This is a genomic window from Arthrobacter sp. zg-Y1219, assembly GCF_030125545.1.
Classification (GTDB): domain Bacteria; phylum Actinomycetota; class Actinomycetes; order Actinomycetales; family Micrococcaceae; genus Arthrobacter_B.
In genome coordinates this window covers 1-25,293 of record NZ_JASKLY010000001.1, presented here as the reverse complement: position 1 = coordinate 25,293, position 25,293 = coordinate 1, and the positions used below count along the sequence as shown (strand labels likewise).

Below are 25,293 nucleotides of genomic sequence, written 5' to 3'. Positions count from 1 at the left end.
AATGTTTCCGGGGGAAGCTGCAGCGTCGCGGAGGCAGGTCTCTCAGCTGCTCTGGATGGTGTGGATCAGGCGCTCATCCACTGGCAACGCGGGTGCGTCCCCTCTCCGGCCGGTCGCCGGGTGCCGCGCGGAGGGGCTGAAACCAGCATGCCGCCGTCGGCCCTAAAACTCCAGCAGCGCGTTACATGACGCAGGAGCGGCGAAATGAGACGGATTGCTGCGCCGCGTGAACCGGCGCAGGGCTGAACCCACCACCGGTCCCCCGTGACACCGCCTCCAGGCGGGCACCCCCTCCTGAAACGTCCATGCCCGGCCGAGACTGGAACGAGCGCTGGCAAGGACATCTCTGCCCGCCCGGAAACGCATCCGGGAACTCACTTATTCGCGGAGCTGTAAGCCTCTCGAATTTCCTGGCTGATCCGGCCGCGGGCGCTTGGCGTATAGCCGTTGGCAATCGCCCATTCACGGATCTTTCGGCTGTCGTCACTGCGCGGTGCGCTTTCACGTCGTGCAGTGCGGCCGACTGCTGCACCGCGCAGCCGCCGTCCGCTGGAAAGATACGGACTTAGCTTCTCGCGAAGTTCGGCCGCATGCTCGGTTGTCAGGTCGATTTCATATTGAGCGCCGTCCAAGGCGAACTTCACAGTTTCCTGCGCATCTTCGCCGTTGAGGTCGTCAATCAGGAGAACTTGTTTTTTCTGAGCCACGTGGTCTTGTCCCTATTTCTATAATTCTGGACCACCCCTTCGGACAAGTTTATCCGAACTGCCCTTGCGCAATAGCGGGCAGCCCGATTTTCGCTTTGAGTTGTAGGGATTTTTTCGCAACGGCGGGTAAGGGGCTTGTCCACGGGACTGCCGCCAATACTTTGGATGATTGCGTTATAACGGGGCCGCCGCCGATGTCCCCAGTTCCCCGCACCGCGCAAAGGAGACTTTAGGCACCAACGCGGCTTCCGCCGTCGTCGGCCGCCAGCATGTGCGGGCATTGGTGACCACAAGCCAGGCCGGCAGCACCGCCAGGCACAGAACGGCCGTCACGTCCACGTCGCCGGTGATGACGACGGCGATAAACAGGGCCATCCAGCCGTCGCGGGCGACAGCGATGACTACTCCGAGCACAGCCGCCGACACCGCGAGGCTGACTGGCGCTGACGGAACCAGGGCCGAGGCGGCCAGTCCCACCGCCACACCGACAAACACTGCCGGGAAGATCCGGCCGCCGCGGAAGCCCGCCGCTGCCGCGATCATCAGGGCCGCGAGTTTCACGGCCGCCAGGAGCACCAGGGTCCAGGCTGAATCATCGCCGCGGTGTGCCAGCAGCTCGGCCGATTCCTCGGCGCCTTTGAACAGTGTGCTCGGGCCGCCGATCACACCCAGGACGCCCAGCAGCGCGCCGCCGAGCGTCGTATAGAGCACCGGATTCCGGAGCCGGCGGAAGCCACGGTGCACCCTGGTAAACGCGGCGACGCCAACCAGGGCGAAGGCTGCGGCCAGCGGGGCAATGACAAAGCCCGCCAGCACGTCCCATCCGTCGGGGCTGCCATTGGCGGCAGTGTGATGTGCAGCAGGGTGCCGCCCAGCAGGGTCATGGTGACGGCCCCGGTGCCGGCGGAAACAAGCGGCAGGAAGAGTTTGTCGAACAGGGCTCCGCCGCCGCCGTGCAATGAGGCCAACGCCGAGTCCGGTGAGGGTCAGGGTGCCGAAAATCCACCAGCCGCCCTGCGGATCGGCACCGACGGCGGCGGGCAGGTTGTCCCGCAGCAGGTGCTGCAGCAACAGGCTGAGTTCATCAAGGGCAAAGAGCACCAGTGCCGCCACCACACCGATCAGGATCGCCGGAACGGAGAGCAGAACCAGGGTCCGGACACGGTTGTGCTCGAGCGTACCGTCGTTTGCGGGTTCGGACATGGCGTCTCTTCCCTTGAACCAGCTGCGGCCGGCTGCGGAGCGCGTGGCCTGTTCGGGGTACTGGCCGGCAAGGGGAAGGACCAGAGACCCGGTGCGCCCCGACCCAAGGCTGTTCATCAACCTCGGTCGGGGCGGCTCCGGTGGTTCTCCGGAGGCAGTGAAGACCGCCTTAGTGGATGGCCACGCCGTCGGGCAGCTCATTGGTGGGCCGGCGGACCAGGAATGACGCCGCCACGGCTACCAGGGAGATCACTGCGCCCCAGAAGAAGGCGGTGTGCACGCCGGCGGCCGCGGCTGGGACAGCAGCGACGCCGTCGCTCAGTGCCGTCGTGGTGCCCGTGGTCATCAGGGTGATGAAGACCGCGGTGCCGATGGCTCCGGCCAGCTGCTGCACGGTGTTGATGATCGCGCTGCCGTGGGAGTAGAGCGACTTATGCAGCGAGCCCAGCGCCGAGGTGAAGAGCGGGGTGAAAATGAACCCGAGGCCGGTGTTCAGCAGGCAGTGAAGGACGATCACGACGACGACGGGGCTGCCTTCGTCCAGCGTCGTCATGCCCCACAGGGCGGCGCTAAGGACCGCGGCGCCGGGAATGACCAGCGGACGGGGACCGAACCTGTCGAAGAGCCCGCCGACGATCGGCGAGAGAATCGCCATTACGGCGCCGCCCGGCAGAAGCAGCAGGCCGGTGTTCAGGGTGCTCAGGCCCAGCACGTTCTGGAGGTACAGCGGCAGGACAATCAGGCAGCCGAACAGGGCCATCATGCTGACCACAAACAGGACAATGGCGACGACGAAGGGCTTGCTGGCAAAGGTGCGCAGGTCCATCAGCGCCCGGTCGGTGCGCTGAAGCACCAGCTGGCGGGAGATGAATCCGGCCATCGCCAAGGCACCGACGGTAATCGGAATCCACAGCGGCATCAGTGCCTTGCCCTCGGCGGCTTCGCCGATGCTGCTCAGGCCGAAGATCAGCCCGCCGAACGCGAAGGTGGACAGCACGATCGAAAGCACGTCGAACGGCACCCGTTTGGTTTCAGTGAGGTTCTGGACCTTCAGCGCGCCCACCACGAGGGAGAGCAGGGCGATCGGCAGGACCAGCCAGAACATCCAGCGCCAGTCCAGAACGCTGAGGATGATGCCCGAGACCGTGGGGCCGATGGCCGGGGCCACCCCGATGACGATTGAAATTGTGCCCATCATGCGTCCGCGCCGGTGGGCGGGGACGGCGTTCAGGACCGTCGTCATCAGCAGGGGCAGCATGATGGCTGTTCCACCTGCCTGGATAACACGGCCGGCCAGCAGCGTGCCGAATCCCGGAGCCAGTGCGGCCAGCAGGGTTCCGGTGCTGAACAGCGACATGGCAGTCATGAACAGGCCCCTCATGGAGAAGCGCTGCAGCAGGAAACCGGTGGCGGGAATGACCACGGCCATGGTGAGCATGAAACCGGTGGTCAGCCACTGGGCGGTGCCGGCGGTGATGTTCAGGTCAGCCATGAGCCGCGGCAGGGCCACGCTCATGATGGTTTCGTTCAGGATGACCACGAAGGACGAGACCAGCAGGAGCGCGATCACTGTCTTGGTCCGCGAATCCAGTGCATCTGGGGCGGGAACGCGTCCGGCGCGGCGTGTTTTGCCGGCTGCTGTCCCGGTTGTTTTCGTGGCTGACGCCGCGTGGGACGGGGGCTGCGGCTCCGGCGGCAGCGGTTCCGAGGAGACGGCGGAAGGCGGGTTTTGGCTCAAAAGAGAGAAATCCTGTTCACGGTGGGATGTGGATGGGGCCGGGTCTTGCCCGAGCTGCAATCCTATCCGGGCCCAAAGACGGCGGGCGCATCCCGCCCGGCGGGCGTTCCATCTGCTAGCGCTGCCACGCCGCCCAGAGCCCGGCGTAGGCGCCACGGCGCGCCAGGAGCTCGGCGTGGCTGCCCTGCTCGATAATTCTGCCGGCGTCCATCATGATCACGCGGTCGGCGGCGGCGGCCTGGGTGAGGCGGTGTGCGACCACCACTGCTGTCCGTCCCCGCATGACGGCGGTGGCTGCCGCTTCCAGCACTCCGGCCTCGGCGCTGCCCGCTTCCGCCGTGGCCTCATCCAGGATCAGCACCGCCGGATCCGCCAGCCACGCGCGGGCCAGCGCCAACTGCGCGGCCTGCCCGGGCGTCAGGGCGTGGCCCGACTCACCGATAACCGTTGCCGTTCCTCTCTCCAGGGCCGCCACCCATGGTGCTGCGCCCACCAGCTCCAGGGCGTGGTCGACGTCGGCGGCGGTCGCGTCCGGCCGGGCCAGCCGCAGATCGTCGATCAGCGGTCCGGCGAAAACATGGGGTTCCTGCGCCACAAGCACTGTCCGCGGCGTTTCCCGGGCCGTTGTGTCCGGCCCGGTCGGCCCGGTCGGGACTGCCGGGCCGCGCCGGACGGCCCCTTCCGCCGGGGTCAGCACCCCGGCGATCAGGGCTGCCAGCGTGGATTTTCCGGCACCGCTGGGCCCCACCAGTGCGATGTGCTCCCGATCGGCAATGGTCAGCGAGACGTTGTCCAGGACCGTGGTGCTGCCGTACCGGTGCGTGAGGTTCTCCACCGCCACTTCCCCGGCTGCCGTCAGGTCCGCTGTTGCCGTCCCTCCCTCGGAGCCGGCAGGCTGAGGTGCTCCGGCAGGCTTGCGCTTGGCTGTGCCCGGTCCGGCCTCCGCTCCGGCCAGGCCGGCAATGCGCGCCAGGCTGGCCGCTGCGGACTGAATTTCGTCGAAGCTGGAAATGATGATCCCCAGCGGGTTGAACAGCCGGTGGAAGTACAGGGCGGCCGCCGTTACGGCTCCCACGGTGACGATCTCGGCCGAGGAGAGCAGGAAGCCGGTGAGCAGGATCATTCCCAGCCCGGTAAGCTCCGCAATGTTCAGCCACTTGCTCCAGCCCGTGTAGAACCAGAGAGCGCCGCGGGAAATGTCGCGGGCCTTTGCCGAGGCGGTGCTGATCTTTCCTGCGTACGCCTCCTCCGCCCTGTAGGCCTGCAGAGTGGCCACCCCGGCCAGCGAGGCCGTGACCACCTCGGCGCGTTCGGCAAAGGCGACCCGCTCGGCGGCATAGCGGGGTGCCGCGCGCGGCAGGTACCAGCGCAGCGCAAAGTAGTAGACCGGAACGGCGCACAACCCGGCCAGCGCCAGTCTGGGGTCGAGCGCGGCCAGCCCGGCAACAGTGAGCACCACGGTGAGGACGGCGCCGATCCAGGGTGCCAGCAGCGCGGTCACGGCCTGGCTGACGACTGCGACGTCGTCGCCCACCCGGCTCAGCACGTCACCGTGGCCGCTCGCTTCCACGGTTTCCCCGGGCAGTTCCAACGCCCGGGTGAGGGCCGTTTCGCGCATGCCGGCCAGCAGGCGCTGCCCCAGCCGGGACACACAGGCGGCGCTCACGGCGGTCAGTCCCGCCGCGGCCACGCCGGCGGCGATCAGGACGGCTACCAGCCCGATCAGCCGGTCTTCCGCCGCACCCGCAGCGTCCGGTCCCGCCGTCGTCGTCTCCAGAACGGTGTTGGTGATCGCCCCGATAAGCCAGGGCGCCGCCAGACCGCAGCCCGCGGCAGCCAGGCACAGCAGCAGTGCGGCGGCGGCGAGGACAGGCATCGAGCGCAACTGCCCGCCCAGCATGGCCAGCGTCTGCCGGCGTCCGGCGATCGGCAGCGGAACGGCTGCTCCCTGCCCCGTGCGGGCACCGGGGTCCATGGCACCGGGATGGGTGTCCGGCACGGACTTCAGGTCGGAATTCAGGGCGTCCGGTCCGGCGGTCATCGCAGCACCGCCTTTCGGTAGTCGGAGCTGCCATCCAGCAGTTCAAGGTGGGTGCCGGCGGCAACCACGTGTCCGCCGCGCAGCAGGACAACACGGTCGGTCAGCGCCAGCAGGGCCGGGCTGGCGGTTGCCACCACGGTGATCCTTCCGCCGTCCCGGCCGTGGCGCAGGCTTCGAATGCCGCGGGCAATGCTCTGCTCCGTGACGGAATCCACGGCGCTGGTGGGATCGCTCAGCACCAGCAGTGGCGGATCGGCTTGAAGCGCCCGGGCCAGTGCCAGGCGCTGCCGCTGGCCCCCGGAGAAGGAAAGGCCCCGCTCGGTGACGCGTGAGTCCAGACCGTCGTCGAGGGCAGCCACCACATCGTGGGCGTGGGCGGCTTCCAGGGCTGCCGCCATCCGGCGTGTTTCGGCGGCGGAGGGAGCTGTCCCGGTGTCCGAGGAGGTGTCTGTCCCGGTGCCTGTCCCCGCGTCCGTCCCCGCGAGGGCCAGGTTCGACGCAACCGTTCCGGCGAAGAGGTCGCCGTGGTGGGGCTCCAGATGGACTCGGGATTTCGGCACCGCGGAGCCGATCAGACCGTAGAGCAGCTCAACGCTCTGCGCATCGGCAACCAGGCCCACCATTTCACCCGGCTTCAGGTGCAGCAGCTCCCGGCCGTCAGCGGTGCGGATGGAGAGATCCGGAACGAGCTGGTCCGGGAACGGCCGGTCCGAACCGCTGGAAGGCTCGGCGTCGGGCTCGGCATGCACTGCGGCGATCCGGTCGGCACCGGCACGTGCGGCGGCCCGCTGCTGCAGGAACATCCCCACGTGGCCGAGCGGTTCGGCAATGAACTGCGCCGCGCCAACCGCAGCGATGAAGCCGCCCAGGGAGATCTCTCCGCGCAGGGCCAGCAGGCCGGCGGCAGCCACGGCCACCGCGAGAACCAGGGTGCTGCCCAGTGCGGTGGCGGCCAGCTGGACGGCCCGGGTATTGCCGGAGCGGATGCCGTCGGCCAGCGCCCGGCGGCTCACGTTCCGGTATCTGGCGGCCGCCTGCTGCTGCGCGCCGAGGCCGTGCAGCGCGCGCAGCCCGCCGAGCAGGTCAGCGGCCAGCGCGGACGTGGCGGCCAGGCTTTCCTGCTGTGCGGCGGTGCGCCGGGACAGCAGCGGAGAGACGAGGTTCAGCCCGACGGTAATTCCCACGGCGACTCCCACCAGCAGCAGCCCCAGCCGGACGTCGATGCTGAGCAGGACGCCGCAGCTGACGGCCAGGGCGGCGGCCGCGCCCCAGAGTCCGGAGACATAGGCAACCGCCTGGGAGGCCACATCGGCGTCGGACGTGGAGATGGACAGCAGTTCGCCCCGGGGCCGGGAAGCTCCCCGCGGCCGGTGCCGGAGGAAGTGCCCGGCCAGCTCGGAGCGGAGCGTGTGCGCTTCGTCCTGGGCGGCGCCGTAGGCGTACCGCGCGGCCCAGCGCCAGCACATGGTCAGGGTGAGGAACAACGCGGTCAGCGCCGCCAGGCAGAGCACCAGCACTCCGGGGTTCCGGCTCACGACCGCCAGGTCCACCGTCCAGCCGATTGCCACGGGGACCAGCGCTTCGCAGGTTTGGTGCCCCATGATCAGCAGTGAGGAAAGGACGAGGCGTCGGCGGTTGCGGCGCAGGCCCGCGCGCAGCAGCTGCCGCCCGGAGGTGGCTGCTGCGGCGGCTGCTGACGTGGCTGCGGCGGGAGAAGTTTGGAAGGTCATGACAGTGGCCTGCTCCGGAAACCGGCGGCCTGCCGGGCTCCGGAGCAGCGTATTTCTTTCTGGGAGAGCGTGCTAACGGCCGTCTGCGGCTGCGGGACGACGTCGTCGAGCACCAGGTTCAGGGTTTCGACGGTACCGGCGGTGGCACCGCTCCTGATCGTACCGGCCAAAATCAGCCGGCCCGCTCCGGCCGCAGCGCGGCACGCGTGGCCACCGCGATGGATCCCGTCCCCAGGACCGCCGTTGCGCCAATGAGCAGCAGATAGGCCAGCGGCGGAATGGTCGGCAACGGCTGCCCGGAGACACTGACCGCAATGCCCATCAGCGGCGGCACTGCGAGCGCCGTTCCCAGCACGACGGCGATTCCCGCCACCGCAACCGATTCCAGCCCGGTCATCCGGCGCAGCTGCGCGTCCGAGGCCCCTAAGGTGCGCAGCAGCAGCATCTCGGGCCGGCGCCGGGCCGTTGCCATCACCAGAGTGTTGACCACTGACACGCCCAGATATCCCAGCAGGACCAGCATCGCCAGAATGGAAACCCACGACTCGGCGTTCCGCTCCGCGGCTCCGGCAGCGCCGAGCTCCTCCCGGTCCAGGATTGTCAGGCCAAGATCGCTGACCGCGGCGTTCAGTCCCCCCGGATCCGTTCCCGGCTCAGCGGTGACCAGCAAGTAGTCGTTCAGGCCAGTGGTGGTGTGGCTGCGCAGCGTGTCATTGGCCACCGCGACGTCCCCGAACCCCAGTCCCCGCTCGTAGGTGGCGACGACGACGGCGGTCGCCTTGGTTCCGTCGCCGTAGTGGAAGGAAAACTCCCCCCCCCCCCCGGCGCCGTGCCGGATTCCCGGGCCAGGTCCGCGCTCAGGGCTACGGTTCCCGGATCGGCCAGCCGGTCCAGGGACCCCTCCCGCACATCGAGGTCCAGGGCACCGTCCAGATCCTGCGGCGCCAGGCCCAGCACGGCGTAGGACTGCATGCCGTCCTCCATTCCCAGGAACCGGGTTTCGGCGAGGATGGCGGAGCGGGCCACCGGTGAGACGGTTTCCACCCCGGGGACCGCAGCCACCGTTTCGGCGAGCTCGTTGGAGATCCCCGAACCCGGTGCGCTGACCAGGTACCCGGCCACCATTCCGTCGCCGGACTGCCGCTTGGCCTCCGTTTCAATCGTGGCCGGCATAAAGAACTGCACCGATCCGAGCGCAATCGCCAGCGTCAGGGGAACGATCCCTGCGGCGAGCCGGCGCGGGAAAGCGCTGGCAGCGGCCTCCGCCAGGACCAGGGAAGCGGAGGCGTGGCGGCGGACAAGTGGTTGCACCAGTTTCAGCGCGCCGGTCACCAGCCAGGGGCCGAGGGCGCCGGCGCCGATCACCAGGAGCAGGATGCCGGAGGCCGCCGCGGCCAATCCCGCGGTGCCCGGAACGGCAACCGGCACCGCTGACGCGAACAAACCCCCGCCCAGCAGGGTCAGGCCGGTGATGACGCGCCCACGGCCCAGAGAGGATTTCTCCGTTACCGCCTCACGCAGCGCTGTTGTGGGTGCCGCGCGGACCGTTCCGCGGGCGGCAACGAGCGAGGCGGCGACCGCTGCGGCGATGCTGATCAGGACAGCGGCGAGCGCCGGAAGCGGGCTGAAGGCCAGCTGGAAGTATTCCGGGAGGACGTCGGCCGCAGTGAACCGCTCCCCCAGGAAACCGGCAAGCCAGTAGCCGGGAACGGCACCCAGGACGGCAGCGGCCCCGGAAACCAGCAGGACTTCACGGACCACGATGCCCAGTGTCTGGTTTGCCCCGGCCCCGACGGCCCGCAGCATCGCGAACTCCCGCCGGCGCCCCAGGACGGACAGCGAGAGGGTGCCGGCGGTGACAAAGACCGCGGTCATCAGGGCCACCCCGGCCAACGAGCCGCTGAACAGCAGCAGCGCGGACCGGGCAGCCGATCCGCCGAGGTTCTCCACGTCGCCGCGCCGGTCGCCGATGTAGCCCACGATGCCCGTCACCTGCGCCTCGATGGCAACCGCGAGCTGTTTCGGCTCGACGCCGGGCTCGGTTATCACGCCCACCGTCGCCACCGTCTCGCCGTGCGGCCACAGGGCCGCCGCACCCGCGGAGCTGAGGAAGACGGCGGGGGACGCCGAGCCGGGATCCCCCGCCTCCGGGGCGGCGACGCCGGACACCGTGTATTCCGTTGGAACGCCGCCGTGGGCAAGGACGAGCCGGCTGCCGGGATCCGCTTCAAAGGAGCCGTCCACCACCACGTCGGTGGCCTGCTGCGGAGGCTTCCCGGAGGACAGCTTGTACGGTGCCAGGGCCGCCGATTCCCAGGCAGCCGCGGAAACCGCCGTACCGTCCGGCGCGGCCAGCGGAAGCTCGATGGTGCCCACCGCCCGTTCCACCCCGGGAACGGCGCCTATGTCAGCGACCACACCGGCGGGAAGCAGGACGCGTTCGGCGAAGGGGGCGTCCACGTCCTCCACCACCGGCAGCGCCTGCGGGGCGCCCACTACGACGTCGGCGCCCTGCAGCCGCTGCGGGGCCGTGCCGCCGCGAAGCCCGGTTTCGATGAGGACGCCCATGGCCGTGATGAGCCCGGCGCACAGGAACACGGCCACAAAAACCCCGGCGAACCCGCCGCGGTGGTGCCGGATGGATGCTTTGGCAAGAGCAAACATGTCAGCGCTCCCCCAGGTAGGCCATGCGCTCGGTGACGTCGCGGGCGGTGGCACCGCTCATGCTGCCGTCGAGGCGTCCGTCGGCGAGGAAAATGACTGTGTCAGCAGAGCCGGCCGCCACCGGATCATGGGTGACCATGACAACCGTCTGTCCCAGGACCGAGACGGTGTGCCGCAGCAGGTCCAGCACCTGGCGCGCCGTGCCGGAGTCCAAAGCGCCGGTGGGTTCGTCGGCGAAAACAGCGTCCGGGCGGGTAATCAGCGCCCGCGCAATCGCCGCCCGCTGCTGCTGCCCGCCGGAGAGTTCCTGCGGCTTCCGCTCCCCCAGCCCGGCCAGACCCACGGCCTCCATAACGTAGTCGAGCCAGGCGGAGTCGGTGCCGCGCCCGGCCAGCAGCAGCGGCAGCGTGACGTTCCGGACCACTGACAGTTGGGGCAGCAGGTTGTAGGACTGGAACACGAAGCCGACATGATCCCGGCGGAAGCGGGTCAGTGCCTTGCTGCCCAGGCGCGAAATCTCGGTGGTGCCCAGCAGGACACGGCCGCTGTCCGGCGTGTCCAGGCCGGCGGCGCATTGCAGCAGCGTGCTTTTGCCGGACCCGGAGGGCCCCATGACCGCGGTGAAGGTTCCGGCCGGAACGGCCAGCGACACCTCCCGCAGGGCCGGCACGCCCGCGGTGCCGGAACGGTAGCTTTTGGACACGCCCTGCAGCTGCAGGGCAGCGGGGCCGGAGAATTCTGCGGCATCGGAAAACATGGGTTCATCCCTTGGTCGGCGGTTCTTATCGGCGGTGGAGGTCTTCAACGGAGGTTGTGATCCGCGGTGCAGGTGCTGCCTTCGACGCTACGGAGGACGAACCCGAGGTCCGATACAGCCAGCACCCCAATCCGGGGTATAGCTGGCTATACCGACAGCCGTTTCGGCGTCGGGCATAATTCAACGGGTGAGCTTCCCGAGCAGAGCCAGCCTGGAGACCCGTGCCCGGGATTTGCGGTTCCTGGTGTGCGAGGGCGGGTATTGGCTGGCGTCGCTGGGCATCCTGCTCGCCGGCATCGTGTTGCTTCCGTTCGTCGCCCTGGGCGTGGGCCTGTACGCCGTTCCGAGCCTCCTGGAAATGCTCAACCGGTTGGCCGCCCGGGCGCAGGCACGCGCAGCCGGATTCTCTTCCGCGGTTCTTCCGTTTGACCGGCGCCGCCTCACCGGCCGGCACTCCTTCACTGAGCTGGCCGCCCTGCTCAGCTCCCCGGAGACTCGCCGTGATGTGGCCTGGCTTCTGTTCCACTGCGCGTTTGCCGTGCCGGCCGCCGCCCTCGCTCTCGCGCTGCCCGTTGGTGCGGTGCTGTACGTGGTGGCCGCCCCCTTCTGGCCCCTGTTTCCGCCGAAAGCGCCGCTGGAACTGACAATCGCCGTCACGAGATGGACAGACGCCCTCCTGATGATCCTGCTGGGACTGGGCTACGCCGTCGCCGCCTGGCTGCTGCTGCCCTGGTTGGCGCGGCGGATCAGCGACGCAACCCTGGGCATTCTGTCCCCCCGGCGATTCGCGGAGCTGTCCCGGCGCATCTCCGACCTGTCCGCTGCCCGGGCCAATGCCCTCGCCGCCCACGCGGCGGAACTGCGGCGCATCGAGCGGGAACTGCACGACGGCGCGCAGAACCGCCTCGTTGGCGTCGTCATGATGCTCGGGCTGGCCCAGCGGGCTGCCGAAACGGATCCGGCGGCGGCAATGCCTTTCCTTGGGCGCGCGCAGGATGCCGCCACCGAAGCCCTGGCCGGCCTGCGGGCGGCAGTACACGATATTTATCCGCCGGTCCTGGACGAACTGGGGCTGGGCGGGGCCGCCGCTTCGCTGACCAGCCGGTCACCGGTTCCGTGTTCCCTGAACACCAGCGGCCTGCGGCGGGCTCCCGCCGCGGTGGAGGCGGCGGCGTACTTTGTCCTGGCTGAAGCCCTGACCAACGCGGCAAAGCACGCCGACGCGTCACGGATTGACGTGGTTCTGCAAACCGAATCATCACCGCGGGAGGACATTCTGGTGATCCAAGTGAACGACGACGGCCGAGGCGGCGCGCGGGCAGGTTCGCCTGAGACCGCGGGGTCGGCTGAGACGGCAGGGTCGGCTGAGGCCGCCGGCCGCTCGGGCACGGGACTGGCCGGGATCGCCCGGCGGGCGGCGGCCTTCGGCGGCAAGCTGGTCCTGGCCAGCCCCGACGGAGGGCCCACTGTTGTGAGGGTGGAACTGCCATGCGCCTTCTGATAGCCGAAGACGACGCCCTGCTGCGGGCGGGCTTGGAACTGCTGCTGCAAGGCGAAGGATTCGAGGTGGTCGGTTCCGCCGACAACGCCGAGGACCTGCTTGCGGCCTTTGAGCCGGGGAGCGCCGACGGTGCGGTGCTGGACGTGCGGATGCCGCCGTCGTACACCAATGAAGGCCTGCGTGCGGCCTTGGAACTCCGCTCCCGGGTGCCCAATTTTCCCGTGCTCGTCCTCTCCGCCTATGTGGAGGACCGCTACGCCGGGCGGTTGCTGGCCTCCGGCGCGCAGGGCGTGGGCTACCTGCTCAAGGAACGTGTGGGCAAGGTCGGCGACTTTGTGGACGGCCTAAAGCGGGTGCTGGACGGCGGAACGGTGATGGACCCGGAGGTCATTGCGCAGCTGTTCAGCCGACGCAGCACCCGGGATCCCATTCGGTCGCTGACCCCGCGGGAATTCGAGGTGCTGGGGCTGGTGGCCGAGGGGCTCGGCAATGCCGCCATTGCGCAGGCAATTTCAGTCTCAGAGACCGCCGTCAGCAAGCATATTGGCAACATCTTCGCGAAGCTGGGACTTTCGCCGCTGGACAACGGGCACCGTCGGGTCCTGGCTGCCCTGGCGTATCTGCGGTCCTAGCCTGCCTGCCGTCCCGGAGCATCACCTAATGAAGTCGCCAAGAAGGGAATTCGCCGGGACCAGGTTGCTTTCACCGGGGATGATTTTTCGTGTCTTTTCACGCCTTTTGTTTCCGTCGGCACCGAACCGGCCCGCCGAGCGGCCGACTACCGCGCCGCCGGGCGTTCTGCCGCCGCAGCACCCGGGCAGCACCCGGGCAAGGACGGTAGGCTAAGAGTGCTCCCGGCGAGTTGATATATTGCGATCCGGCCAGATCACGAAAGAAGAGAAGAATTATGCCAGCGCCTCAGCGAACCGATGCCGACAGCATTCGCCAGGATTTAGGATTCCTCACCGTCGCGGAAGTTCTGCAGCTGTGCGCTACCCAGCAGATACTTGATCCGTCATCGACCTTGATTTCACGAAGAGCTCAGCTCGGCGAAGGCAATGTGCTGTATCCCGGAGTGGTTATCCAGGTGGATGACCAGAGTTCCTGCGTTATCGGACACCGGAATATTTTCTATCCCGGCACCTTCCTCACCGCCGCGCACGGCGGAATGCTCCTCCTCGGCTCCGAAATCACGCTGGGGCCCGGCGGAGTCCAGCTCAAGGCGGGCCGGACCCATGCCGTGGCAGTGGGCGACGGCGCACGGCTGGGCAACGGCCCCGTGGTGACCGGCCGGTCGGTGCTTGGCACCGGCTCACAGATCGTGGGTGCCGTCGAAGCTGATTCAGTGGTTCTCGCCGACGGCGGAGACTTCCGCTCAAATCCGGCGGAGAAGCGCGGTGCTGTCCTTAGGGGAACGGGACTCGCTCGCGGACTGAGGCTCGCTCCCGGCGAACTGGTTCAGGGCTTTGGCGACTTCGCGACAGCCGACGTCGTACGCCAGACCGATTCGCCCGCCTGATCCCTCCGGCCCAGGCAGCTGCGGCCTGCAATTACCGAGAGGCGGCACCCAGGCGAAAATGCGAGCTCCGTTACTAAATAGTTACCTTTGCGTAATCGTCTTGTAGCGTAGTGGTCGTGCCGTTATCTGAAGCGGCTCCCTTGGCTTGTTACCTAGCTCTGCCGCTGGTCAAGGTCCACAGATATAAACACTTCGGCAGAGGCGGGGGAACCATAAACGGGTTCCTTTGAATCCTTGGGGTTAAGTCAGCCGAAGGTTTCTTTAGCTGACCGGGTGACTCCCATCCGCATCCGACAGCTCACCTCGCAGGTATCGGGAGAGGTAACTCATTGTCTTTCAATAACACTCGTGGACGCCACCGTGCCAACAACGCCGGGCTCCTGGCCGCAGTTGCTAACGCCACCAACGGCAAAGCACGCACCATCGGCAGCGCCGCTGCCGTCATGGCCGCAGGCTCCACTCTGCTGCTCGGCATGGCCGCTCCGGCCTCGGCCGGCGTCATCGCCAACGACTCAGCCGAGTCCTACAGCGCACCGGCCCCTGTAGCCGCACCCGCCGCTGTAACCGCTCCCGTTGAGGCCCCGGCATCTGCAGGATCCACTCACGTTGTTCAGTCCGGCGATACGCTCAGCAAGATTGCTGCAACGTACGGCGTCAACCTGAACGACATCCTGGCGCAGAACGGCCTTGCGCTGGACTCCATCATCTACCCCGGTGATGTCATCACCTACGCCGGTGGCGCCGCCGCAGCTCCTGTTGCCGCTCCTGTTGTTGCCGCTGCTCCGGCCCCCGCGGCCGAGCCTGCTGCAGCCGACTTCAGCAGCATCAGCACCCAGGCGTCCGCCGTGACTCCTGCTGCCGTAACCGGCACCAACCAGATCATGCTTGCATCCGCTCAGTCCCAGATGGGCGCCATGCAGGACTGCACCGTCCTGGTTGAGGTTGCCCTCCGGGCAGCCGGCCACTCGGTTGGCGACCTGTCCCCCGCGCAGCTTGCTGCCTACGGAACCCCGGTCACTGACCCGCAGCCCGGCGACATCGCCTTCTACGCCGACGGCGGCATGGGCTTTGCCCACATTGCCATCTACACCGGCAACGGACAGGCCATCCACAGCGGATGGAACGGCAACCAGACCGTTGAGCAGAGCGCTAACGTCGGCTCCGGCGCCGTCTACTACCGCGTAGCGTAATTTCGCAGTAGCAATCCCGCCGGAGGGCGGGAAGTGAACGGCTCGTCCTCCGGCAGCTCCACCAAAAACACCCGGCCCTTTGGCCGGGTGTTTTTGCGTGTCCGGGTGTTCTGTCCAGACGTTCTGTCCGGACGTTCTGTCCGGACGTTCCGTTTCCGGTGTCCCGTGTCGGACTGCCTTAGGTGGTCGGGGCGTCCTGCTCAGTGTTGTCCTGAGTTTCAGCGTCGTCCTGAGGTTTCGGCTCCTTGCCGGAAGCATCGTCGCCGGCGGGGCCGTCGCCGTCGTCAGCAGGACCGTCGCCATCGCCTCGGATTTTGTCTCCGTCTTCGGCAGGACCGTTCCCAGGCTCGTCTCCGTCGCCCGGAATCCCGTCGTCGCCTCTGTGGTGATGCTTATGGGGGCGCCCGTCCCCATCGGTATCGGCTTCGGTTTCGGCTTCGCCGTCGGCCTCTGCGTTGGCGTCTGCGTCTGCGTCCTCGTCGTCGAGTTGCGGACGGCTCTCGGACCGGGTGTCCTGGTCCTCAGCGCTTCGGTCCTCGGCGTCCTGGTCCTCGGCGCCCTGTTTGTCCGTGTCCTGCTCCCGCTGGACTTCCTGCTCGGTAACCGAGGCCTGTTCCTGGTCCCCTGAGGTATCCGCGGTGGCCACGCCGGCAAAAAAGGAGCCGACCAGCAGCGCCAGACCGCCGACGACGCCGAGTATCCACCCAAGTGGCCCTCTGGCCTTGTCCCGGAGAACCGTGGTCTTGTCCCGGAAAACCATCGTAATCTTCACCTCCGAAAGTGGTTTGCTGACGCTTCCATTTTCGAATCAGATTCTTCGAGGATTCTTAGTTCCGCTCCCGCAGTCCGCGCAGCCTCCCCCACCTGGTCCGCCGCCCGCGCCTGCTGTTATCGAGCGGCAGCCGGACTTCCACGACGCCGCCGGAAGCTTCGGTGTTACCGGCACGTTCGCCTGCGCCGGCCGGCAAAGCACGGACGCTGCCGCCGTATCGGGCGGCAATCTCCGCAACCAGTGCCAGCCCGAGCCCATAGTGCCGCGGCTGCGCTGAGGAGCCGTCCCCGCCCTTTGAGCCTTCGGAATCATCGCCGGCTCCCTGCCGGTCCCGGCTCCGCGCCGATGCAAACCGCTCAAAGGCATGCCGGCTGAAGCCGGGCGGAAAACCGGGGCCGTCGTCGGACACCCGAATCACAGCCTCCCCGCTGTCGCTCCGAACCGAAAACCGCACGACTGATCGGCCGTAGTCCAAAGCGTTGGCCCCCAGCGCCGTAAAGACTCGCTGCAGGGCGAACTGCCCGCCAAGGACTGTCACTTCCGGGGCCGGCGCATCGAACTCCAGCGTCAGGTTCCGCCTCCGCGCCTCCGGCTCCAGGGAGCCGACGGCGGACCGGGCCAGTGCAACCAGGTTGACGGGTTCCGCCGGACCGGACTGCCGCGGATCTGCCGCCATCAGCAGGTCTTCGAGGATGCCTGTCAGCACCTTGGTGTCGGCGACGACGTCGTCCGCTGCCTGCAGAGCCTCCGGGGCAGGCGCCGAGCCGGCCGGGTCAGCCGCCAGCCGCCGCCGAAGCAACTGTGTCCGTGTGCTCAGCAGCGTCAGCGGTGTGCGCAGTTCATGGCTGGCATCAGCGACAAACCGGCGCTGCAGGGCCAGTGCCTCGGCCATTGGACGCATCGCCGCTCGCGCAGCCAGCGCTGAGACGGCTCCGGCCGCAAGGCCCGCCGCCGCGACGGAAACCGCCAGTGCCAGCACCTCGCACGCAGCTGTTCGGTGGCATCATGTGTGTCAACGGCAGCCTGGACAACGTCTCCGCGGCGCTCGACCGTCAGGACCTCATAGGTGCGGCTCCCTGCCGCAACCGTGTCCCTGCGATCCTGGCCGGTAGCGGCCACTTGGGCCAGCGACTGCGTGTCCGGAAGCCCGGAGGGCATGTTGCGGGACACGACCAGCCGACCGTCGTCGTACACGGCGAGGAACACGTCCAGCGGCGCCTCCCGGGGCGAATCAAACTCCACCGCTGATGCCAGGGTCTGCTCCGCCGCCTCGCGCGTCTGGGTGGCCACCAATCCGTAGACCAGGGTGCCGGCCAGGCCCAGCAGCACCACGACCAGCGCAGTGAACTGCACGGCGAGACGCAGGGACGCCCGGCTTAATTCACTTTGCTCCCGGCTGGCCCGGCCAGCCCGACCAGCCCGACTGACCCGACCGGCCCGGTCGCCTTTCACGGCCACCTCATGTCCGCGTCATCTCCGCTTCATGTCCGGGCACCGAGCCGGTAACCGATGCCGCGCACGGTCAGCACGATTCCCTTGCCCAACTTGCGCCGAAGATAATGCACATACGTATCCACGACGCCGTCGTCATCCGCGTCCGGAAAGACAGCATCCAGGAGGTCAACGCGGGGAAAGACCTGTCCCGGGCGCCGGGCCAGGTGCTCCAGCAGTGCACCCTCCCGGTCCGAAAGCACCACCACCTCGCCCGTGTCGGTCGTGACGGTGCGGCCGGTGGTGTCCAGGACTCCCCCAGGCACCGGCAGGACCGGGGTCAGCGCCGCGCTCCTGCGCCGCAGCGCGCGCAGGCGCGCCAGCAGCTCATCGACGTCAAAGGGTTTGGCGAGATAGTCTTCGGCGCCCCGGTCCAGCCCTTCCACCCGGTCGGCGGGATTTCCCAGCGCCGAAAGCACCAGTGCCGGTGTGAGCACGCCGCGGCTGCGCAGCCGGGTCAGGACGTCCAGGCCTTCAACGCCGGGCAATCCTCGGTCCAGCAGCAGGACATCGAAGGAATGTGTCAGACCCTCGTGGAGGGCGCGCTGCCCGTCAAAGGCCAGGGTCACCTGGTAGCCCTCCGACTTCAGGAGCTCCGCCAGCATGCCTGCCAGGCTGCGGTCATCTTCCACGACTAGGATCCGGGGAGGCTCCGTCATCCCGGAAGTCTAGCCGCGGTCCCATCGAAACACCCGGCTGCGGAACCCGGTTCGGCCCGCTGCGGGCCAAATCAACGATCGGGCATCCGGGAACCGGGTTGCTCGAGAGACTTGGTTGCTCGAGAGACATGGTTGCTCAGCTAACGGGTTGCCGCCAGCCGCATTCGGGTCATCCACTTCGCACCGTTCCCGGTGGTCAGCGCGATCACGACGACGGCAACCAGTGCTCCGATGGTGGTTTCCACCGCCCGGTCAACGGTCAGGTCCCACGCCGGCTGCGTGGAGACGAATCCCGTCATCAGCAGGGCCACCGGAGTCAGGAACACCATGGCAAGGCCGTAGTGCCGGATCACGTAAATCTCACCGCCGAGCTGCAGGAGCGCCAGGAGAATCGCCAACTGCACGGGCGACCAGTCCGGCTGCAGCAGCAGGGCCGAGAGCAACACCCCGGCATAGGTCCCGAGGATGAAGTGTCCGGCCCGGGCCGGGGCATCGGCCGCATCCGCTGCGGCAATCGGCGCACAGGCGGCGAGCATCGCCCAGTAGCTGTGCCCGGGACCGAGGACCAGGGCCAAGGAACCCGCCGCAGCTACCGCGGCCACATACCGTCCCGAGTGCACCCAGATGCCGGCCCAATCCGGGGCCGGGGCTGATTGCCGCTCAAGCCGGGGCGTGTGCGTCCTGGCATGAAGCCGGCCGGCGACACCGAGCAACACCGCGGTCAGGACACTGCCGGCCACGGCCAGCGCCGCTTCCCCGATCGAGCCGGCAAACGGTGCTGCGGCGGTTGCGGTGAACGCGAAGATATATGTAAACGGGCCTGCGGGACGCACCCGAAGTCGGTCGGCCGCAACGGATATTCCGCCGGCCACCAGTGTGGCGGCGGCAACCATTTCCCAGTCGCTGCGTCCGGCGATCGACATGGACACGCCCGCCACGACGGTCAGGCACATCAGCACGCCGGATTGGGTCTGGTGCCGCAGCCGGCGCCAGTGCGGTTCGGTGCGGCCGAACACGCCGGTCAGTGAGCCGAAGATGGCGCACAGGGTCAGGTCGGTCCGGCCCAGCAGGATGAGCACCAGCAGCGGAATAAACAGGCCCACGGCAACCCGGACGGCGGGAATCCGGTGGCCCCGACCGGAGGGAACAGAAAAGAAACTTTGGAGAAAGTGCCGCACCGGTTACATCCGTGCCTTGGTCTTGGCCGTAGCCTTCGCCGACCACGGATCCTCGGGCCACGGATGCTTGGGATATTTGCCCCGCATCTGGGCCCGGACCTGCACATAGGGGCCGGACCAGAAGGAGGCCAGATCATCGGTCACGGCCAGCGGCGCCCGGGCCGGAGAGAGCAGGTGAAACAGCACCGGCACCCGTCCCTGGACCAGCCGCGGGGTATCCGCCCAGCCAAAGCACTCCTGCAGCTTGACCGCGACCACCGGCCGGCCGCCGTCGTCGTCCACGGCCGGATAGCTGATCCGCACATGGGAGCCGCTGGGCACCTGCAGGCGTTCCGGTGCCAGCTCTCCCAGTTGCGACGCTTCCGGCCAGGGAAGCAGCCGGCGCAGCGGGTCGGTCAGGTCGATGGCGTTTACGGAGGCCCCGGCGGCCAGCGCCTGCAGCTCCGGAGCCAGCCAGGCATCGAGCCGGGCCAGCAAGGCCGGCTCCGAAACATCCGGCCAGGGCTCGCCCAGCTCGCGGTGCAGCAGGGCCAACCGGCGCCGCAGCGCGTCAGCGCCCGGTGAGAATCCGATGACCCCCAGCCCCTCCCGGGCCAGCGCGCGGGCCACTGCGGCCCGGCCTTCGTCCGCTGACGGGCGGACCGGTGTGGAGGACAGCACGATCGCGCCCAGCCGGCGCTCACGCCTGGCCTTTACGCGCCCGGCGGTGAACTTCGCCTCCACAGTGTCGGTCAGCAGATGCCGGGCCGCGGCTTCCGCACTGTCCTGGCTCAGCGGGGCAGCCGATCGAATCACGGCTCCGGTGCCGGAAGCATCGCGGCCCTGGGCCCGGGAGACCTCGGCAACGGCGAGCCACTCGTGTCCGCTCAGTGCGCTGCCGGCCGGCAGTCCAGCACGGGTTCCGCTCGAAAGCAGGTATCGCTCCCCTGTTCCGGCGTCGCCCGGGACCCGCCGGGCGATGCGGTCCGGAAAAGCCAGCCCGACCACAAAACCGAGGGCTTCAGCGCCTGGCACGGTTGCCGCAGCCGGCTTGGAGGCGCCGGTGTCCGCGCGCCGGGCCAGCGACTGCAGCCTTCGCACGTCCTCAGACCAGCGCCGCTCCCCGGGATCCCGGCCGGCGCGCAGGCCGGACAGCAGACGCGGAAGATCGGCGCCGGAGGCGCGGAGATCTCCGGACACCAGGGCCACGGCTTCGGCGGCGGAACGGGCGCCGACGACGGCGGTTCCGTCCAGCAGGGCGCGCGCCAGCCGGGGATCTGCTGGAATGCCGGCCAGTGTCTTGCCGAGGGCGGTGACGGTGCCGGAGGCGTCGATGGCACCGAGGTCGCGCAGGACTGCCAATGCGTCCTGCAGGGCGGCCGACGGCGGGGCATCGGGCAGCGCCAGCCCTTCGCCGCCGGGTGCTCCCCAGCACGCCAAAACCAGTGCGGCGGCGGTTAGGTCTGCGACGGCTATCTCGGGGGTCTGGTGGGCCGGTGCGGCGCCAAAGGTGCGTTCGTCATAGCAGCGGATAACCCGGCCTGGTCCCTGGCGGGCGGCTCGTCCGGCCCGCTGCACCGCCGAAGCCCGCGAGCAGGACACCGTGACCAGTCCCGACATGCCGCGGGCTGCATCCCGTCGGGGTTCCCGGGCGAGACCGGAATCGATCACCAGGCGCACGCCCGGAACGGTCAGCGACGACTCGGCGAGGCTGGTGGAGACGATGATCCGAGGTGCGCCGCCGGGGCTACGGCCCGACACTGCCCGGTCCTGCTCCCGCGGATCGACCTGCCCGTGCAGTTCCAGCACCTCGGTTCCGGCTGCGGTTCCAGCTGCGGTTCCGGCTGCGACGCGGCTGCGGATCCGGGACGCCACGAAAGACACTTCCCAGGCACCCGGGACGAAGACCAGGGCATCAGCCTGCGGATTGGCGGCCAGCATTTCCGCATGTCCGTCGGCGGCCGTATCGGCGACATGAGCCAGGAAGGTGCGGGTCACCCCGTGTTCGTCAATGCGCAGCGAAGAACCCGGCGTCCAGCGCACCTCCAGCGGATGCAGCGCCGAGGGGCAGCCGACGACGGGTGCCGGGCCGCCGTCGTCGTCGTTGTTGCCGATCAGCGCGGCAAAGCGGGGAGCGTCCAGTGTTGCGGACATGGCCACCAGGGTCAGGTCCTCGCGCAACTGGCGGACTTCGGTGAGCATGCCCAGGAGCAGGTCGGTTTCCAGGCCGCGTTCGTGGACCTCATCAAGCACGACGGCGGCGGTGCCCTCCAACCCCGGATCGGCCAGCAGGCGGCGCAGCAGGATTCCCGGCGTGACAAACTCGATCATCGTGTCCGGGCCGGTGTGGCTCTCGCCCCGGACGGTGTAGCCGATCCTGCCGCCCACCGCGCTTCGGTCCAACGAAGCCAGACGGCGGGCCGCGGACCGTGCCGCAACCCGGCGCGGCTGGGTCACCACGATGCGCGGAGGCGCGCCGGAGGAAGCAGCACGGGTGGTCAGCAGATTAGCCAGCAGCGGCGGAACCAAGGTCGTCTTTCCGGTGCCCGGCGGTGCCTGGACCACTGCGGTTCCGGCGGCTCCCGCTTGCGGCGTCGAAGCCCTGCCGCTTGCTGAATCCAGTGCGGCTTCTGCCGGGGTCAGTGCAGCCGCAAGGTCCTGCAGCGACTCTGCGAAGACCAGCCCCGCGCCAATGACCTGCAGGTCGAAAGGCAAGGGGTGTTGGGCAGGATCCATGGGGGCAATCGGAGTTGTCACTACTCCATTGTCCCGCGTGATTCCGGCGGTCTCGTCCAGCCCGGTTGTGGCAGGGGATCATTTGAGCCCTGCCGCAACAGGAACGGATTCAAGGGATGCCGTCCGATCGGGCAGCTGCTTAGGACCCGGGCTTCATACGTTTCCCTGATTTCAGTGCCGAGCATGTGGTCCGCGCACTCACTCAGTGCTGAGCGTATGGTCCGCGCACCGCTGGAGGTGGCGGAGCCATGGATTGATAGACGTGTCCGGTGGGGGTCGTCGTCATCACGCGGTGCCGGCCCGGCGAACCCGCGGCATTACCGACGCCTGACCCGTCAGCCCGTGGACCGGTGGGTGGCGACTCCGCCGCTTGTGCGCTCCAGCCTGGTGCTTCCTTGGCTTGGTTGCAGGCCTGGCAGAGTCCTTGAATGTTCTCGGCACTGGTTGGTCCGCCCTCGCGGACGGGGGTGATGTGGTCGTAATGCCGGATCGGTGCTCCGCACCACGGAGTCCGGCAGATCTGGTCGCGGGCTGCGATCAGCCGGGCCAGGCCGCCGGGTACGAGCCGTGCCCGGGAATCCATCGCGGTCAGCTGACCGGAGTCCGGTGCGATGTAGAGCCGGCGGAGCCAGACTTCGGTGCGCGGATCCGGCCGGCGCGCCACCGTGCCCCAGCCGGCTGTTGCGCTGCCCGGATCTCGGGCGGGGCCTCGGGCCGGACCACGGGCCGGGTTAGGGGCTGGACCACGGGCCGGGTTAGGGGCTGGACCACGGGCAGGGTTAGGGGCCGATTTAGGTGCGGAATCACGGGCACGGTCTCTGTCCCCGGGATCCGGTCTGTCCGGGATGGGATCGTCCGGAACCGGGTCGGGACCGCGGATCAGGTCCCGGGCCCACTGCGCGGGAACGATTCCGTATCCGGCCAGCACGGCCGGTTCGGCTCCGTCGGGCACGAAGGATTCCATTTGCCGGCCGGCTGCTATCCCGCCAAAGCTCGCCGTCCCGGGGTCTTTGGTGTCCGCAGATGTCCTGGCAGCGTCCAGTTCCGCAGCCGTGTCCGCGACCGTATTCATGTCTGTGTCTGTGTCTGTGTCTGTGTTTGTGTCTGTGTTTGTGTTTGTGTTTGTGTCTGGGGGCAGGATTCCGTGCAGCAGGGTCCGGTCCGTCATGATCAGCTGCACCTCCACCCGCACGTCCTCCGCGCGGGCCTGCCCGGTGGTGCGTTCCACGAGGGTGTCGGCCATGATCTGGCCCTTCGTCCGCGGGTCCCCGGACGCCCGCAGCCGGTCCGCGTCCCGGGTCAACGCCGCGAACACGCCCACCCCTTGCGCCACCGGCAGCAGCGCGGTCAGATACGTCATGGTGTCCGGGGCCGGACGGCAGGACACATACCGTTCCGAAACGGCATGCGCGGCACGGTTGACCACGGCATGCGGGTCCAGACCGTAGGACAGGGACTTGATCCGGGCGATCAGCTTCCGGTCTCCGAGCTGTTCCAGTTCCGCGGGGTTCCCGGCGATCTGTTCTCCCGCTTGCGGCGTCGAAGCCCTGCCGCTTGCTGAATCCAGTGCGGCTTCTGCCGGGGTCAGTGCAGCCGCAAGGTCCTGCAGCGACTCTGCGAAGACCAGCCCCGCGCCAATGACCTGCAGGTCGAAAGGCAAGGGGTGTTGGGCAGGATCCATGGGGGCAATCGGAGTTGTCACTACTCCATTGTCCCGCGTGATTCCGGCGGTCTCGTCCAGCCCGGTTGTGGCAGGGGATCATTTGAGCCCTGCCGCAACAGGAACGGATTCAAGGGATGCCGTCCGATCGGGCAGCTGCTTAGGACCCGGGCTTCATACGTTTCCCTGATTTCAGTGCCGAGCATGTGGTCCGCGCACTCACTCAGTGCTGAGCGTATGGTCCGCGCACCGCTGGAGGTGGCGGAGCCATGGATTGATAGACGTGTCCGGTGGGGGTCGTCGTCATCACGCGGTGCCGGCCCGGCGAACCCGCGGCATTACCGACGCCTGACCCGTCAGCCCGTGGACCGGTGGGTGGCGACTCCGCCGCTTGTGCGCTCCAGCCTGGTGCTTCCTTGGCTTGGTTGCAGGCCTGGCAGAGTCCTTGAATGTTCTCGGCACTGGTTGGTCCGCCCTCGCGGACGGGGGTGATGTGGTCGTAATGCCGGATCGGTGCTCCGCACCACGGAGTCCGGCAGATCTGGTCGCGGGCTGCGATCAGCCGGGCCAGGCCGCCGGGTACGAGCCGTGCCCGGGAATCCATCGCGGTCAGCTGACCGGAGTCCGGTGCGATGTAGAGCCGGCGGAGCCAGACTTCGGTGCGCGGATCCGGCCGGCGCGCCACCGTGCCCCAGCCGGCTGTTGCGCTGCCCGGATCTCGGGCGGGGCCTCGGGCCGGACCACGGGCCGGGTTAGGGGCTGGACCACGGGCCGGGTTAGGGGCTGGACCACGGGCAGGGTTAGGGGCCGATTTAGGTGCGGAATCACGGGCACGGTCTCTGTCCCCGGGATCCGGTCTGTCCGGGATGGGATCGTCCGGAACCGGGTCGGGACCGCGGATCAGGTCCCGGGCCCACTGCGCGGGAACGATTCCGTATCCGGCCAGCACGGCCGGTTCGGCTCCGTCGGGCACGAAGGATTCCATTTGCCGGCCGGCTGCTATCCCGCCAAAGCTCGCCGTCCCGGGGTCTTTGGTGTCCGCAGATGTCCTGGCAGCGTCCAGTTCCGCAGCCGTGTCCGCGACCGTATTCATGTCTGTGTCTGTGTCTGTGTCTGTGTTTGTGTCTGTGTTTGTGTTTGTGTTTGTGTCTGGGGGCAGGATTCCGTGCAGCAGGGTCCGGTCCGTCATGATCAGCTGCACCTCCACCCGCACGTCCTCCGCGCGGGCCTGCCCGGTGGTGCGTTCCACGAGGGTGTCGGCCATGATCTGGCCCTTCGTCCGCGGGTCCCCGGACGCCCGCAGCCGGTCCGCGTCCCGGGTCAACGCCGCGAACACGCCCACCCCTTGCGCCACCGGCAGCAGCGCGGTCAGATACGTCATGGTGTCCGGGGCCGGACGGCAGGACACATACCGTTCCGAAACGGCATGCGCGGCACGGTTGACCACGGCATGCGGGTCCAGACCGTAGGACAGGGACTTGATCCGGGCGATCAGCTTCCGGTCTCCGAGCTGTTCCAGTTCCGCGGGGTTCCCGGCGATCTGTTCATCGACTTTCTGCCGGTCGGCCAGGGTCAGGCAGGCGGTCTCGCGGACCAGGAGCGTGGCCCGCCACTCGTTGATCACCCCGGTCGAGAGGGCGTGCAGGGTGTGCGGCATTTCAGTGGTCAGGATCCTTGCCAGGCCCAGCAGTTTGGCACCGTTATGCGGCGAGTCCCGGCGCGCCAAGGCCAGTTGCGCGGCCACACCCCGACCCAGCTGCTCGGCCTT

Annotated in this window: 20 protein-coding genes and 1 riboswitch; of the genes, 4 read left to right on the top strand and 16 right to left on the bottom strand. The window is 68.4% G+C overall.

Annotated features, from left to right (window positions below; all coding sequences use genetic code 11):
• Positions 1-374 precede the first annotated feature (374 nt).
• From QNO00_RS00100 to QNO00_RS00065, 8 genes are all read right to left on the bottom strand, one after another.
• Positions 375-707 (bottom strand): histone-like nucleoid-structuring protein Lsr2, encoded by a 333-nt coding sequence (locus tag QNO00_RS00100; RefSeq protein ID WP_284023189.1) that lies wholly within the window; start codon positions 705-707, stop codon positions 375-377.
• Positions 708-881: 174 nt separating this feature from the next.
• Positions 882-1,910 carry a chloride channel protein gene (locus QNO00_RS00095; protein WP_284023188.1) on the bottom strand — a complete coding sequence of 343 codons (1,029 nt, stop codon included), beginning with the start codon at positions 1,908-1,910 and terminating at the stop codon, positions 882-884.
• Positions 1,911-2,079: 169 nt separating this feature from the next.
• Positions 2,080-3,648 (bottom strand): MDR family MFS transporter, encoded by a 1,569-nt coding sequence (locus QNO00_RS00090; protein WP_502862877.1) that lies wholly within the window; start codon positions 3,646-3,648, stop codon positions 2,080-2,082.
• Between the two features lie 115 nt (positions 3,649-3,763).
• Positions 3,764-5,689, bottom strand: a complete 1,926-nt coding sequence (locus QNO00_RS00085) for an ABC transporter ATP-binding protein (RefSeq protein WP_284023187.1) — start codon at positions 5,687-5,689, stop codon at positions 3,764-3,766.
• The gene (locus QNO00_RS00080; protein WP_284023186.1) at positions 5,686-7,419 is read right to left on the bottom strand and encodes an ABC transporter transmembrane domain-containing protein; all 1,734 of its coding nucleotides are present in this window, start codon (positions 7,417-7,419) and stop codon (positions 5,686-5,688) included. The genes QNO00_RS00085 and QNO00_RS00080 overlap by 4 nt, the downstream gene beginning before the upstream one ends.
• Positions 7,420-7,591: 172 nt before the next feature.
• On the bottom strand, positions 7,592-8,140 hold the full coding sequence (locus QNO00_RS00075; protein WP_284023185.1) for an FtsX-like permease family protein: 549 nt from the start codon (positions 8,138-8,140) through the stop codon (positions 7,592-7,594).
• On the bottom strand, positions 8,098-10,083 hold the full coding sequence (locus QNO00_RS00070; protein ID WP_284023184.1) for an ABC transporter permease: 1,986 nt from the start codon (positions 10,081-10,083) through the stop codon (positions 8,098-8,100). Before QNO00_RS00070 ends, QNO00_RS00075 begins: the two co-directional genes overlap by 43 nt.
• A 1-nt stretch (position 10,084) precedes the next feature.
• Positions 10,085-10,840, bottom strand: a complete 756-nt coding sequence (locus QNO00_RS00065; protein WP_284023183.1) for an ABC transporter ATP-binding protein — start codon at positions 10,838-10,840, stop codon at positions 10,085-10,087.
• Positions 10,841-11,027: 187 nt separating this feature from the next.
• On the opposite strand from QNO00_RS00065, the gene QNO00_RS00060 reads away from it, so the two are divergent.
• The 4 genes from QNO00_RS00060 to QNO00_RS00045 all read left to right on the top strand — a co-directional run bounded on the left by QNO00_RS00060 (position 11,028) and on the right by QNO00_RS00045 (position 15,050).
• Positions 11,028-12,341, top strand: a complete 1,314-nt coding sequence (locus QNO00_RS00060) for a sensor histidine kinase (protein WP_284023182.1) — start codon at positions 11,028-11,030, stop codon at positions 12,339-12,341.
• Positions 12,329-12,973 carry a response regulator gene (locus QNO00_RS00055; protein WP_284023181.1) on the top strand — a complete coding sequence of 215 codons (645 nt, stop codon included), beginning with the start codon at positions 12,329-12,331 and terminating at the stop codon, positions 12,971-12,973. Before QNO00_RS00060 ends, QNO00_RS00055 begins: the two co-directional genes overlap by 13 nt.
• 275 nt (positions 12,974-13,248) lie before the next feature.
• Positions 13,249-13,860 (top strand): LbetaH domain-containing protein, encoded by a 612-nt coding sequence (locus QNO00_RS00050; RefSeq protein ID WP_284023180.1) that lies wholly within the window; start codon positions 13,249-13,251, stop codon positions 13,858-13,860.
• Between the two features lie 179 nt (positions 13,861-14,039).
• A riboswitch (cyclic di-AMP (ydaO/yuaA leader) is annotated at positions 14,040-14,186 on the top strand.
• 3 nt (positions 14,187-14,189) lie between these two features.
• The gene (locus tag QNO00_RS00045; protein ID WP_284023179.1) at positions 14,190-15,050 is read left to right on the top strand and encodes a LysM peptidoglycan-binding domain-containing protein; all 861 of its coding nucleotides are present in this window, start codon (positions 14,190-14,192) and stop codon (positions 15,048-15,050) included.
• Between the two features lie 178 nt (positions 15,051-15,228).
• Here the strand turns inward: QNO00_RS00045 and QNO00_RS00040 are convergent, their stop codons facing one another.
• The 8 genes from QNO00_RS00040 to QNO00_RS00005 all read right to left on the bottom strand — a co-directional run.
• Positions 15,229-15,822 (bottom strand): hypothetical protein, encoded by a 594-nt coding sequence (locus QNO00_RS00040; RefSeq protein WP_284023178.1) that lies wholly within the window; start codon positions 15,820-15,822, stop codon positions 15,229-15,231.
• A 55-nt stretch (positions 15,823-15,877) separates the two neighbouring features.
• Entirely contained in the window at positions 15,878-16,714 is an 837-nt protein-coding gene (locus QNO00_RS00035) for a sensor histidine kinase (RefSeq protein WP_284023177.1), read from the bottom strand.
• Positions 16,645-17,175, bottom strand: coding sequence for a hypothetical protein (locus QNO00_RS00030; protein ID WP_284023176.1), 531 nt, complete (start codon positions 17,173-17,175; stop codon positions 16,645-16,647). Before QNO00_RS00030 ends, QNO00_RS00035 begins: the two co-directional genes overlap by 70 nt.
• Positions 17,176-17,303: 128 nt before the next feature.
• Entirely contained in the window at positions 17,304-17,972 is a 669-nt protein-coding gene (locus tag QNO00_RS00025) for a response regulator transcription factor (RefSeq protein WP_229966020.1), read from the bottom strand.
• A gap of 140 nt (positions 17,973-18,112) precedes the next feature.
• Positions 18,113-19,075 (bottom strand): FUSC family protein, encoded by a 963-nt coding sequence (locus tag QNO00_RS00020; protein WP_284023175.1) that lies wholly within the window; start codon positions 19,073-19,075, stop codon positions 18,113-18,115.
• Positions 19,076-19,153: 78 nt separating this feature from the next.
• Positions 19,154-21,886 carry an ATP-dependent helicase HrpB gene (gene hrpB / locus QNO00_RS00015; RefSeq protein WP_502862871.1) on the bottom strand — a complete coding sequence of 911 codons (2,733 nt, stop codon included), beginning with the start codon at positions 21,884-21,886 and terminating at the stop codon, positions 19,154-19,156.
• Between the two features lie 181 nt (positions 21,887-22,067).
• A complete protein-coding gene (locus tag QNO00_RS00010) occupies positions 22,068-23,567 on the bottom strand; it encodes an HNH endonuclease (RefSeq protein ID WP_284023174.1) in 1,500 nt (499 codons plus the stop codon).
• A 181-nt stretch (positions 23,568-23,748) separates the two neighbouring features.
• Positions 23,749-25,293 (bottom strand): HNH endonuclease (locus tag QNO00_RS00005; protein ID WP_284023173.1); only part of this gene is annotated, 1,545 nt, incomplete at its 5' end.